The organism is Bartonella sp. AP58NXGY (assembly GCF_042195785.1).
Lineage (GTDB): Bacteria > Pseudomonadota > Alphaproteobacteria > Rhizobiales > Rhizobiaceae > Bartonella.
Genome location: NZ_JBHIOY010000003.1, coordinates 1 through 13,849 on the forward strand (window position 1 = coordinate 1; position 13,849 = coordinate 13,849).

General features: G+C 37.6%; 7 protein-coding genes, 2 tRNA genes and 3 pseudogenes. 6 read left to right on the forward strand and 6 right to left on the reverse strand.

Translation table 11 applies throughout. The features are described from left to right. Positions 1 to 324: DnaB-like helicase C-terminal domain-containing protein (locus tag ACFINC_RS02710; protein WP_375615995.1), on the forward strand; the 324-nt coding region annotated here is incomplete at its 5' end. A gap of 165 nt (positions 325 to 489) precedes the next feature. Here the strand turns inward: ACFINC_RS02710 and ACFINC_RS02715 are convergent. Next, positions 490 to 563 (reverse strand) — tRNA-Gln (locus tag ACFINC_RS02715). Between the two features lie 260 nt (positions 564 to 823). On the opposite strand from ACFINC_RS02715, the gene ACFINC_RS02720 reads away from it, so the two are divergent. From ACFINC_RS02720 to ACFINC_RS02730, 3 genes and pseudogenes are all read left to right on the forward strand, one after another. Further along, entirely contained in the window at positions 824 to 1,213 is a 390-nt protein-coding gene (locus ACFINC_RS02720) for a VOC family protein (protein ID WP_375615996.1), read from the forward strand. 234 nt (positions 1,214 to 1,447) lie between these two features. Then, a pseudogene (locus ACFINC_RS02725) lies at positions 1,448 to 1,537 on the forward strand (DNA adenine methylase); the annotation flags it as partial. 1,229 nt (positions 1,538 to 2,766) lie between these two features. Then, a pseudogene (locus ACFINC_RS02730) lies at positions 2,767 to 2,973 on the forward strand (DNA adenine methylase); the annotation flags it as partial. 139 nt (positions 2,974 to 3,112) lie between these two features. On the opposite strand, the gene ACFINC_RS02735 reads toward ACFINC_RS02730, so the two are convergent. The 5 genes from ACFINC_RS02735 to ACFINC_RS02755 all read right to left on the reverse strand — a co-directional run bounded on the left by ACFINC_RS02735 (position 3,113) and on the right by ACFINC_RS02755 (position 6,957). Then, a tRNA-Gln gene (locus ACFINC_RS02735) sits at positions 3,113 to 3,186 on the reverse strand. Positions 3,187 to 3,249: 63 nt separating this feature from the next. Next, complete coding sequence (locus tag ACFINC_RS02740; RefSeq protein ID WP_375615997.1) at positions 3,250 to 4,008, reverse strand: ABC transporter ATP-binding protein; 759 nt, start codon at positions 4,006 to 4,008, stop codon at positions 3,250 to 3,252. After that, on the reverse strand, positions 4,005 to 4,952 hold the full coding sequence (locus ACFINC_RS02745; RefSeq protein ID WP_375615998.1) for an iron chelate uptake ABC transporter family permease subunit: 948 nt from the start codon (positions 4,950 to 4,952) through the stop codon (positions 4,005 to 4,007). The genes ACFINC_RS02740 and ACFINC_RS02745 overlap by 4 nt, the downstream gene beginning before the upstream one ends. Continuing rightward, positions 4,945 to 5,901, reverse strand: a complete 957-nt coding sequence (locus tag ACFINC_RS02750) for an ABC transporter permease (RefSeq protein ID WP_375615999.1) — start codon at positions 5,899 to 5,901, stop codon at positions 4,945 to 4,947. Before ACFINC_RS02750 ends, ACFINC_RS02745 begins: the two co-directional genes overlap by 8 nt. A 105-nt stretch (positions 5,902 to 6,006) precedes the next feature. Further along, positions 6,007 to 6,957, reverse strand: coding sequence for a siderophore ABC transporter substrate-binding protein (locus tag ACFINC_RS02755; protein ID WP_375616161.1), 951 nt, complete (start codon positions 6,955 to 6,957; stop codon positions 6,007 to 6,009). Positions 6,958 to 7,156: 199 nt separating this feature from the next. On the opposite strand from ACFINC_RS02755, the gene ACFINC_RS02760 reads away from it, so the two are divergent. Continuing rightward, entirely contained in the window at positions 7,157 to 12,964 is a 5,808-nt protein-coding gene (locus ACFINC_RS02760) for an autotransporter outer membrane beta-barrel domain-containing protein (protein ID WP_375616000.1), read from the forward strand. Between the two features lie 502 nt (positions 12,965 to 13,466). Further along, positions 13,467 to 13,676 (forward strand): annotated as a pseudogene (locus ACFINC_RS02765) (Arm DNA-binding domain-containing protein); the annotation flags it as partial. Between the last annotated feature and the right edge of the window lie 173 nt (positions 13,677 to 13,849).

The following is a 13,849-nucleotide window of genomic DNA, read 5'->3' on the forward strand; positions in this document are numbered from 1 at the left end:
AATATTCCCATCATTGCTCTGTCACAACTTTCACGTCAAGTTGAAAACCGAACCGATAAACGTCCACAACTCTCCGACTTACGTGAATCTGGTTCAATCGAGCAAGATGCCGACATTGTTCTGTTCGTTTATCGTGAAGAATATTATCTCAAAAATGAAGAACCCAAAGAAAGCACTGCTGAGTATAACAAATGGCAAGAGGCAATGGAGCAAGCCAAGGGTAAAGCCGAGGTTATTATAGCAAAGCAACGCCATGGTCCGACAGGAATCGTCCCCCTTGCATTTCAATCCGACTTTACATGCTTTAGTGATTTGGAAAAATAGGAGCAGAAAAATGCGTTAAAGAGAGCTTTAAAGACCCTTTGAAAGGTCTTTGAAGATCCTTTAAAACTCTTTGAGAAAAAATAAATTGGTACAAAACCTAGTGGCAAAATATACAAAACCCGCTGGCAAGCTACATACAGCTGGCAAGCTACAGGCAAGCTACACTGGCTGGGGAACTTGGATTCGAACCAAGATTGACGGAGTCAGAGTCCGCTGTTCTACCATTAAACTATTCCCCAATAAGCCAATTTTACCATTTCTAGCAGATTCTATAGTGTAGGCAAGTGCAAAAAATCTTTAGATTATCGATAATAAAGAGCGATAGGGATATCATTATAATCCCCGTAGTGGCGGTCTCAATATTTTAGCATATAGCAATAAGCGAATAAAAACATATAAATAGAGCACACCGCGAATGGAGGCATCACAAACTCTTGTTGAAATATTCTCTAATAGGTATATGCCTGTCAGGCAACAGCTACTAAATCATGGAGAATTTATGAGTAATATTCCTACTTATCCTGTTACCCCAAACCTACAGTTGGTATACGTTTCAAACATAGAGTACTCTACGGCTTTTTACAAATTCATCTTCAAGAAAGAACCTGTGTTTGCCTCGCCACGCTATGTTGCATTTGCTTCTTCGGGGGATGCTCTCTTTGCTCTCTGGTCTGGGGGCGATACGCCTGAGGAAAATGCACCTCGTTTTTCAGAAATCGGCATTATGTTGCCAACAGGAGAGGACGTAGATAAGCTATATGTGGAATGGCAAGAGCAAACCACTGTTGAGATAAATGTTTTGAAGGAACCGTATACTGATGTATTTGGACGTACCTTCCTAATCAAAGATCCGGACGGACACATTATTCGTGTTTGTCCACTGGATTAAAAAGCTTAAGATCCGATCTTTAATCGCCTAAATTATAGTACCTCAATTATAATAATTATCTGTTTCCAAAACCTATAAGCTATGCACGCTAAGAGGCTTACTTGCGGCGCGTGGCTTATTCGTTCGGTGCTGTTCCATTTTATATTCAGCCCCACAGCCTGCCTGTTTCCACAGGTGGTCTAATTGGTTTGGAGATCAGTCGGCGTTATTGCATGGCCGGTGATCAGTACTTGTAAAATCATAAAAGCTATCCCTCATCGCACTTATATTGAGCCTTTTATTGGAATGGGAGGAATATTCTTTACAAGGAAATTGATATCTTTATGAAGTTAAAAAGATACTGTACATAAAAACTAATAAAGTCAATATATTAAGTGCAATTATTTTATATGAACCCACTTAAGAACCCATACTTTTATGCATGTTTGAATTGATCATTTTTTATATAGGATTGCCATAGATGTATAGACCATAAAAAGCAAATCATGATGCAAATATTATAACGCATGGGTGCATTCAAATTAAATGAAAAGCGGTTATAATTCATAACAGGTCATAAATTTTATGATACGTTTTTATCACAGCACAAATTACATTGTTTAAAATTGCAGTTGTTTGGAATTATCGATAACATAAATTGTATGCGTTTAAGAATGGATGTGTTTTGCTCTTTATTTGAGCGCAACCTGAAAAGGAATAATCGTTTGAAACTATCATAAGCTTATAGATTGGGTTCTAAAGATTGCATAAAAGGATTTAAAGATAAGATCGTTTTTAAAAACGCTTACTAAAAAGTTAGTAAATGATAGGCAGGCATTATATAGATACTATCATCACAATATAGAATGAAATCACAATGTTATGTCTTATGAAATTGAAAGTCTTTTAATGATATAACGCAAGCAAGTGAGAAAAAACGTTTTAAAATTTACAGTTAAAAAATACGAAACCAAATGAGCTCCCCCAAATTTGAAGGGGACCTATTGAAAAAGAGATGAGGCAGCAAAATTCAAAACCATTGTAACATCTGAGGCATGGGATTTTACTCAATTTTGTGTCAAAAGCTATAATGTTTAAAGATGGCTATTCCAAAGATAATGCTTCCAAAATTGAATTGATTGATTTTGCCAACTCAAATTTGAGCTGGTTAATTTGCAAAGAAGTTACATTTGAGTGCAAAATGAAAAGATACTTATAAAGCCTTATTGAGAAGACATTCATTTAAGATGCATTTTCTTTTGATTGGATTGATAAAATTACCAGGCTTTTATAGGCTCTATAATGCTAATGAATGATATCAAAATCATAGCTATCATTTACGTTTCTTTTGATAAGTTTTCATATTTCTAAATAGAGCACTTGCAATATGATACGTTTTGTATATATGCATTCATTACTCCATTGTGGATGATTCATTTGAATCTTATAATCAATATCTGAAAGCCGCGTCATATCATTTGGCTCGGCTTTCTTTTTTGAATTCTCTCTTTAGATAGATTTATAGCTATTAGATAAGGCTTTCCCATAAACAGAGCCAGATATACGTGTATTACTATGGAAAGGATTTATTTGTGAGGGGATTACCAGACAATGTTTGCTTTGCTTGCGCAAGAGAAAAATTCTTCTCTCTCAATGATGTGCCTCAGATTCGAAAAATCTTTAGCCAATTTAAGATAAAAGAGGTCGGCATATCTTATATATGTGGTTCAAAGAATCCGCTCTCGGCTCAAGAGCTTAACATCTCAAATTGCGATTTTTAGAGGAAGAGAAAAATATGCATTAAAGGGGTTTTAAATGACCTTTGAAAGGTTTTTGATGATCCTTTGAAAAAAATAAATTGATGAAAAACTTGCTTTCAAATTATACAAAACCCGATGACAAGCTACAATCATTAAATACTGGCTGGGGAACTTGGATTCGAACCAAGATTGACGAAGTCAAAGTCAGCTGTTCTACCATTAAACTATTCCCCAATAATCCAATTCCGCGATTTTTAGCAGATTCTATAATGCACGCAAGCGCAAAAAATCTTTAGATTATCGATAATAAAGAGCGATAGGGATGTCATTGATCATTTGGATTTGAATATCGACATCATAAACGTCTTTAAGAATTTCTGGTTGCATAATTTCTTTTGGAGTTCCACAATAGGCTGCTTTCCCATTTTTCAATGCAACAATCATATCTGAATAAGATGAGGCGAAATTAATATCGTGCATAACAATAAGAATGGTTTTTTTCAGTTCATCAGCTGTACGGCGTAGCTGCTTCATCATGGAAACGGCATGTTTCATATCCAGATTGTTTAATGGTTCATCTAAAAGAAGATAATCGGTATCTTGACAGAGAACCATGGCGATAAAAGCACGTTGACGCTGACCGCCAGAAAGCTCATCTAAAAAACGGTCTTGTAAATCTTGTAAGTTCAGATATCGTAGTGCACTGTCGATAAATTGTTTATCTTCATGTGTATACCAGCCTTTTGAATAAGGATAGCGTCCGAAACTTACTAAATCGTACACGGTTAAACGGAAGGATAAAGGATTATCTTGACGCAAAATTGAGAGTTTTTGAGCCAAAATATCGTGGGGCATTTTATCGATATCAAAGCCGTCAATGTTAATTGTCCCTTGATGGTGCGGTAAAAGACGTCTTATGAGCATTAAAAGAGTTGATTTTCCCGAACCATTGGGGCCAATCAGAGAAATAATCCCCCCTTTGGGAAGATGAAGGCATAAATTATCGATAATCAATCGTGCTCCGTAAGCCTTGGAAAGATGATTGATCTCAATCATTTTAGTTTTCCCTTCATCAGTAACATTAAGAAAACAATTCCCCCACAAAACTCAATGATAAAACTTAAACGTCCTGCCATATGAAAAATTTGTTCTAAAATAAATTGTCCACCCACCAGACAAATAATAGCCAATAATATTGCAATAGGGACAACAACACTGTGTTTTGTTTGAGGAGAAAGTTCATAGGAAAGATTGGCAACTAACAGTCCAAAAAAGGTGACGGGGCCTACCAATGCGGTGGAAATTGATACGAGAATGGAAACAAAAATAAGGATAGCTGTCGCACTTTTGTGGTAATTAACGCCAAGATTGAGAGCATTTTCACGTCCCAAAGCCAAAATATCAAGAAGATGACGTGAACGCCATCCAATCAAACTTACAATGAAGACAATGATTGTGGCAAAGCTTATTAATGACGTATTGAATTTATTAAAATTTGCAAACATGATGTCCGTTAAATTCATCATTTGGTCTGGATTTAATTGCAATTGCATAAACATGCGTAAACTGAAAAAAAAGCCGCCTAAAACAACACCAATTAAAAGCGTCAAGTGAAGCCCTTTTAAGCTTCCTGAAAAGAGCCAGCGAAAAAGACTTGTTGAAAAGATAATGAGAATGAGGGCTTCGAGAATGAGCTGTCCTTCTTCATTCAAAAAGGGCAAAGAAAGAGAGCCTACAAAATACAGCAGGATAGTCTTTATTAAAATATAAAGCTGATCAAATCCCATAAGTGAAGGGGTAAGAAGACGATTGTTAACAATTGTTTGAAATAAAACCGTAGAAACGCTTATTGCATAGGCAATAAGGAGCAGAGAGATAAGTTTTGTAAGGCGAAATGTCCATGTATAAACATTGATATTCCACGCCATGTAAAGACTAATGACAGTACATGCCGTGATGATAAGCGTCGTTAATACACATATTGTTTTTTTTCTATCCAAGATGCTTTCTCCAGCGTAAAAGGAGTATTATAAAAATAAAACTACCGATCACGCCCATCATGGTGCTGATGGGAATTTCAAAAGAAGGTTGAATGATTCGTCCTAAAAGATCACAAATCAAGACCAATCCTGCGCCGCTGATGGCTACCCAAGGAGCGGTATAGCGCATATTATCTCCCATAAAACTTGAAACAATATTTGGAATAATCAATCCAACAAAAGGGATACGGCCAATGGTACAGACGACAACAGCGGTAATTGAGGCGACAATAAAAAGACCAAAAAACATGACAACACGATAATTCAATCCAAGGTTATTGGTTAAATCTTCTCCCAAACTTGCAACCGTAAAGCGATCAGCCGTACAATAGGCAAGAATACAAAGGGGAAGGGATAACCATAAGAGCTCATATTTTCCTTCAAGAACCATCGCAAAACTGCCAAATAAGTAAGCTTGAAGAGAAGGAAGTAACATTTCATAATCTGCAATGGCATTGGTTAAAGAGCCAATAATATAGCTTAGCATAATCCCTGTAAGGGGTACAATGAGAGCAGATTTTAGAGGAATGCGTCGCAATAAAAACATAAAAAGTAAAGTGCCTGCCATGGCAAAAATTGTCGCAACGACCATTTTTCCTAAAACAGGAATATAGGGACAAAAAATCATAATAAAAAGAATGCCAAGGGAAGCAGATTCAACGGTTCCGGCGGTTGATGGCTCGACAAAGCGATTGCGTGTTAATAGTTGCATAATCATACCTGAAAGTGCAAGTGCTGCGCCTACTAAAAGGATTGCAATGGTACGAGGAAGACGCGTTTGCCAAAAAATAAGCCACGCATGGGGATCGGCTGCGAAAAGGTCAGAAGGTGTGACATCAGAATAACCAACAAAAATGCTGAGGATAGACAGGAGGACTAGAAGTGTTATGGTTATCCAGTAATTCTTCACGTTAAATCATTTTCTAACAAAACTTAATAAAAAAACAAAGGTTATTTTATAAACAACCTCTGCTTTTAAATTTTATTCCTATAGCAAGCAAGCTCTTTCGTGCGCTTATTTGCTCTTTGTAAAGGCTTCATTGATTTGTTTAGCGGTTTCAATGAGTGCCGTTAAACCACCATTTGCACGATACCAGCTCCAAGAGTCCAAATAAATAATTTGATTTTGTTTGCTTGCTGTTGTGCGGTGCACTAGCTCGTTGTTAAGCAGTTGTTCTGCCGATTGTCCTTCGCGTCCAATAGCTGCATCGCGATCAATCACCAACAACCAATCAGGATTGGTCTCGAGAATGAATTCAGGAGAAATGAGTTGTCCATGTTTTTGCACGGTAAGTTTATCGGTTGCAGGGGCAATGCCAAAAGCGGAGTGGAAAATATCGAAACGTGATTTTGGTCCGAAAGCACTGATTTTTCCACCAGAGGTCATGAGTATGAGCCCAGTGCCTTTTCCTTGGGTATTTTTACGGACTTCAGCAAAAGCTTCATTGATTTTTGCAATTTCCTTTTCTGCTTCTTGTGTTTTACCAAAAATTTTTCCAAGGATAGACACATTTTGTTTTATATCTTCAAGAGAATTTTCGTTTTCTACTGTTAGATCAATTGTTGGGGCTATTTTGGATAAGTCTTTATATTTTGCTTGAGTTCTGGAGGAAATAATAATCAAATCGGGTCGAAGAGTGGCAATTTTTTCATAATCTGGCTCAAAAACGGTTCCAATTTTTTCATATTTTGCATTGTCAAATTGTTGCAGATAGGAAGGTTTTTTTCCTTCAGGAAGGCCGATAATTGCTTGGATACCAAGGCGATTCATATTATCTAGCGAGGCAAGATCAAACACAACAACCTTTTGTGGAGAAGCGGGAACAGAAGTTGTGCCTGAAACATGATTAATCGTTACATTTGTTTGAGTATTCGTATTTGCAATACCCGTCTGTGTCCATAAAACCGTTGCAAAGCTAATAGCAACCAGTAAAACAGAAGTCACCCATTTCATATGTTTTATCATCATGATTTTATCCTTTTATCTGATATTACAAGGGTTTGCACATTTAAAAACCTGAACTTAGGCATTTTTATGCACAAAATGATGCACCAATAAATAACACTATGTTGTAAAGTTGACTAACATATGTTACAAACTGTTCGCTTACCTCATTTTCACTTAATTCTAGTGTTTTTGCAACATTATTTAGAAAGTTTGACATATGATCAATGTATTTAAAAAGCGTACAAGTCTGTATGCACTGACAACAAGTGCTTTCTTCTTTTTACAAGGTGTAGATATTTCTATGGAGGTGATGGGTAATCGGTTGCCATTACCGAACTTCGGAGCATCTTTATCATACGCAAATGCAACTACACCTAATCCAGAAACTCCACCTTCTGAGGATAGATCTAATGACGTTTTATCTGGAGAATTGCAAATTCAGGGGGAAAAGGCAATCGGTTCTAATGATGGGGCTGATAAGGAACCTGTGCGGGTGTATTCACCTATTACTAGCTGTCATTCTACTAAATTTAATGGTACTATTACTCTTGGTAATCTAATGAATAGTGTAGAAATTGTTCCTGGTGCTGTTCCTGGTGCTGTTCCTGGTGCTGTTCCTGGTGCTGTTCCTGGTGCTGTTCCTGGTGGTATTGCAGGTCGTCCTTCGCATATTGCTGTTCCTAATAGTTTTGACGCTGCTATTCCGGGTGGTGTTTGGGGGGCTGAAAGCGGTGCTGGAGTTCATTCACAAAGAGCATCTGGTACTTTACTCCCTGCTGTACCAGGTGGGGTGGGTGTTCAATCTGGGAGACAGGCTCGAAATGCAAGAGATGCGAGTATGGGTGTAAGAGGGCTACAGGGTAGTAAAAACCTTGGTTCAGACAGTTTTAATGATGCTATATATGGAGCTATTTCTTGCAGCAATGCTGGAAACTATAAGGTGCAAGGGAAAAATATTATAGCAAAAGAAGGTGAGAGTGCTGTACACTTGAAGGGTAATACAGGGGAATCTCCAGAAAAAACTCATCTTCGTTTAGAAGCTGTATCTATTATGCATGTAAAGGGCGAAAATGGTTTTTACAGTTTTGAAAATATAGCGGATATTACTGGATTAGTTCAAGGTGTCTCTAATAGTAATTCTCAAAATCGAAAGAAGGATGCTAGTAAAGCTCTTAAGCTCTCTGATGTTGCTGTGCTGGTAGAAAATGGAAGTGTTAATTTAATTAATTCAAATATTAAGGGTTTTTTTACTGGACTTGAAGCTAAAGATTCTGGAAGTATTACTATGAAAGGGGGGAGTATCAAGGGTGCACATATAGCTGCTTTGACTAAAAAGGGTGGGGAAATTTCTTTAGATGGAGTAAAGGTTGATGTTCTTGGGATTGGTCTTTGGAGTTCTAGAAACTCAATTATCGTAATGGATTCTGGAGAGATGACTATAATAGAGGGTGGAATAGGCGTTATATCGGAAGCAGGGGGAGCAGTTTTATTAGATAAAACGACGGTCAGAGTTTCTGGGATAAAAGGTAGCAATGGTTTAAGCGAATATAGTGCTGGTTTATTATCGTCTGGGGGTGGTATTTCTTTCCAAAATGGAAAGCTTGAGGGCTCCAAAGCCTTTGCGTTGTTGATAAATAATGAGTTTGGAATGGATGCTTTTAATAATGAGTGGTTTGTCGATTCTGATGGAGAAGATAATGAAGATGATGATGAAGAAGCAGAAGAAGCAGAAGATAATAGTGGAACAGTGAGATTGGGTGAAAAGATAGTAAGTACGTTTCATTCTAACGGTTCTGCTATTGGACAGGTTGTTTCTGTTATAAAGAATTCTTTAGAGGAAAATTCATCTTCTATAGGTAATGGTGTATCTCCTAAATTTACCCATCTAATGATTTCTGATATTCAAAATTCAACGATTAAACTAGGAGGCAAGTCTTACGGTATATATTTTGATGGGGAGAGTGATGATAGATCAGAAGGATATCGAGCAACAATAAACAAAGATAGATTGCATGCTGTTCTTTTGAAAGGTACACGTCTTAAAGTTCCTGAGGGCGTGGCCATTTATAGTGATAGTTTAGAGGGAAGTGTTGTTATAAAAGACGAATCAACTCTTTCTGGTGGTTTACTATTGAACGCTGAAGAGGATTCCAAACTGTTTGTTTTTGTTCAAGATTCTTTAATTAAGGGAGGTGCTCGTATTGATAAAAGTTCCCATGCTAAGCTTTTTTTATCTCACGGATCGGAGTGGTATGTAACAAAGGATCTATATAGTCGTGATTTGAGAAGTTCAGATAACATTTGTGTGGATTCATGTATTTCATCTATGAAACTTGCTAATAGTAATATTAGATTTTTCACTTCTTTAAAAAATGGAAATGCTGAGGATGTTGAATATCGAACCCTTCTCATTGGAGATAGAAATAAAAAGGGAAATGGTGTCGTTTACACAGCTTCTGGGACTTCTAAAATTTACTTCAATGTAAATTTAGCGTCGATTGGTACGAAAAACTCTCAAGTATCTGATAGGCTTATAGTTAATGGTGATGTTGGCGGAGAAAATGGAACTATAGTGCATGTGAATGATACTTCAGGTGGGAAGGGGAATACGGATTCAGATCAAAAGTATAGTGTTTCGCTTATTCAAGTTTATGGGCAGGCAGAACAGAATTCTTTCAAGCTAGAAGGTTCTTATGTAACACTGGGTACGCCTTATAAATATATTCTTCGTGCTGAGAAAACAAAAAATGACCCTTTCATTTCTGATTTGGTAGGATTGGGGAACGAATTTTGGAATTTTTCTTTAGAAAGTGAGAATGTTGTTTCTTCTGGTGGAGAAAATACAGAAAGCTCTTCATCGTCTGGGCAGGGACGTTTATTGCTGAGAGCTGATACAGATGATTCTAGTATGGATTCGCAAACAGAAGGTACATTATTGAGAACAACAGCTGGATATGATAAAACTCCGAATATTTCTCTTCCTAATAATTTAAGTAAGGGTGATATAATAGAAGATGATGATGAAGAGAATGGAATATACTCAGGATCTTTAGTCACTACTTTACTGAACTCTTTTGGAAGGTCTGATACAGGTGATGACGATTCTATAATATCTACAGGTGGGATTTCTCTAATGCCTCTACCTGTTACTGTATCTAATAGCATTACACCTATAAATTCTGCTACTTCTGTGGATTTGAGGAAACCTTCTGGACCTGTTGGGCGTGTTCTTCTGCTTGATCGTTCTGGTAATGGAGGTGTTTCTTCTCAGTGTGGTAATGCGGAGCAAAATAGTGCGGGTATGTCGCAAGTTGCTTATTTGTGCAGTGATGGAAAACCATATACAATGGAAGGTCTTACACTGAAGGCAACGGATAAATCTCAACATTCTATGCATGCAAAGAAGCAGAATACGGTTATTACGTTAGAGAGTGTTACCATTAGTGGTGTGGATTCTTCTGATGATAAAAATAGTCTTGATCTTACTCCGTCAAATCCTGTGAGTGCTGTACTTGCAGAGGAAAAAGCAGAAATTGTTTTGAGTAAAAACTCAACGATTCAATCTTCTGTGATTGGGCTTGAAGCTAAAAGTGGCGGAAAGGTTAAGATGAATGATGGAACGGTCAATGCCCAGTATGTGGCTGCTTTTGCAGATTCTGAATCGTCTATTCAATTAAGTAATACGAAAATTAATATGACAGGAGATTTTGTTGCAGCTGCTTTGGCAAGTAAGGCTGGTGAGATAACTATGGATTCTGGAAGTATTGCTATCGAAAGAGGCGTGGCAGTGAGATCAGAATCTAAGGGCAGCATTAAGTTGGACAAAGTGAGCATTACTGCGAAAAAAGCGCAGGATAAGTCAGATTCCGTAGGAAATTTAGAGCGTGCAGCTTTTCTGTTAGCTGATAATGGTTCTGTTGATTTTAAGAATGGAAGCGTTGTGACTGATGCTCATGCTTTGTGGGTTGTGAATGGTAGTGGGAATGAGGCGGATTCTCCTAGGAAAAAGAGAGCCTCTGATGTTCGTCCTGCTATGAATCACGCAAATATCGAGTCTTCTACTGTTAAAGTGGAAGGTAATGGAACCTATGGTATATACTTTGATGGAGTAACACAGAAAGAAGGAAGTAAACAAACTCGAGGTAAGGATTTAGCAACTGAGAAGGCAAGTGTTGTTAAACGGAGCGCTGTATCCACACAGGAGAAAACACCTATAGGCGTAACAGGGGCAATTTCATTGAAAAAAACTGATTTTGAGGTTGCAAATGGTATAGCGATCTATGGTAACCATTCTGGTGGTCGTGTTTCATTAGAAAATAAAACAACTCTTGCGGGTGACTTCTTATTGAAAGCCGAGAATGATTCGAATATATCGGTTTCGCTTAATAATTCTATTGTTACAGGTGATGTTCGCGTTGATAAAAGTTCTTATGCAAAATTAGATTTGGTCAATAGTTCAGTGTGGATTCTAAAAAGAAGTGCACAGAGGAACTTGGATGTTCTAGATTCAGGATGCGTAGATTCATGTGTTTCTGCTGTGAGTCTTGTAAATAGTGTTATTGATTTTAGAGCTTCGAAAACTCAAGGACAATATCAGACTCTCCATATTGGAAATGGGACAGGCAGAGTTTATGAGGCGCAGGGGAATGTTTTAATTCATCTCAATGCTCGTTTAAATCCTCATGATCCAAGCGATCAACAAGTCACTGATCGACTTGTTATTCATGGTGATGTTTCTGGAAAAACAAAAATACATGTACGAGGTGATGCAGGCAATGTAGGAAATGGTCAGGCGAATGCTAAGATTGCCCACAGTGTTTCAATTATTCAGGTCTATGGTCAAGCAAAGAAAGATTCTTTCCAACTTGATGGCGATTATGTTGCACTTATCAACTCACCTTACAAATATACTCTCCGTGCTTATGCTCCAGAAGCGACTTCGAAACAGGATCATGTTCAGCAGAAATTTGTTAAGGATGGTGGCAAGTTTTGGAACTTCCGTTTAGAAAATCAGTATGTGAAGTCTGTGGGATTTGCTGGACTTCCTGAACAATTTGTCAGGTCTGTTGTGCCACAAGTGCCGACTTATCTTGTCTTGCCTAATAGCGTATTCCACGCTGGTTTGATGGATATCAGTAATCAAAACAAGCAGTTGGAGACATTACGGACAACTTCTAATGGAATGGTCGATGTTCGTGAGAATCCTGCTTTATACTTGCGCGGTTATGGTGGAAGTTACCGTTATGCTTCAGATCTTTCTGCACTTGAATATGGTTACGCAGGTGATCTTAGTTACAATGGTATAGAGGCAGGTGTTTTGCTGCAAACTATTGAAAATGCTGATACTGCTATGTCCTTTGGTGCTATGGGGACTTATGGAAAACTTTCTCTGCAACCTTTGGATGTTGACCAAAGTCAGAAGAGTGCATTTGATAAATGGACAGCTACAGTCTATGGGAGCATGCAGCATGATGCTGGCTTCTATGTCGATGGTCTTTTATCCTATGGTCTGTTCAAAGGTGATGTTCTTACCCTTGCAAGGGGGAAGACAGCGACATTGAAAGGTAATCCTTTGAGTGTTTCCTTATCGGGTGGTCAGACAATTGCTACAGGATATAAGGACTTTGTCTTTGATCCACAGGTTCAGGTTGTTTATCAACATCTTCAGTTTAATAAGGCCCGTGATATTGACAATTTTGATATTGAAATGGGTAAACTTGATCAGTGGGTGGCACGTGTTGGTGGACGCTTAACCAAGGCTGCTACAGGTTCTGAAGGAGTGGATGCTGTTGCTTTCTACGGTAAGCTTTATCTTGCCCATGGTTTTGGAGAAAAACAGTCTGTGCATTTCAATGATGCTTTCAAGTTAGGAGCTTTTGGTTCTTCTCTAGAGGCTGGATTAGGTTTTAACGCCAAATTGTTGCCACAGTTCTCTCTGCATGCTGATATTCTCTATCAACATAAGCTTAATAAGGCTGGTTTTTCGGGAGCAAGTTTTTCCGGAGGAGTACGTTATCAATTTTAATGTAAGGTACAGTATGTACTTTTTAGAAAAGGCAGCACAATGTGCTGCCTTTTTTCTTTATAACAACTTGTGTTGTTCTTAAAAGCTTCTCGTCTTCTTAATGTGAACAAAAAAAGACATAGTTTGTTTTACGCATGAGAGCGTTTTTCTACGCTAAAGTGAATTTTCATAAAATTTTTGCTGTTGATGATGCGATAGAGCGACTTACTTGTATAGACTTTTAAAGAGTGCAGAGAGTATGCTATGCGTTACATTGTATTTTTAGGTAATGTATTTATTTATATAGATAATTTAATTTATTTTGCATGTTGAATGAGAGTCTTGAATATCGTAAGATTTTCTCATTTCAAATTTCTCTATGTTGAATCAATCAAAATCATTCGTTTGCACGTTACAAGCGAAATTAACATGTGGATATAAATTGTACAAGAAAAGACTAAAAATGCCTATAGTGCACTGTTTCAAAGGTTAAGGGTTGTCGTAACACCCACGAGCTGGCAAAGTGTGTGATGGTGGCGGCGTGCTTCTTCATAAGCGTAAAGATGGGGCGGCTCAATGGTTTTATCGTTATACCATTTACGGGCGCTGTCGTGAAATGGGCTTGGGAGCGTTGAGAGATATCTCTTTAAAACAGGTACATGAATATGCAAAGCAATGGTTTTCTGTTTTGCGTGAGGGATGTGACAAACAAAAGCGTGAGGCAATAAACAATACTTCATTAAGATACCATATTGATGCTTTCTAAAGCTCGTTTTTTAGAGCTTGTTTTTCACGGATTTAAATTATTTTTTCATTCATCTCTTTATGGATTAATTTTTAAAATTCACAAGGATAGATTGTTTTTTAATTAATTGCACGCATCGGTTTTATTTTTTCTTTACACGA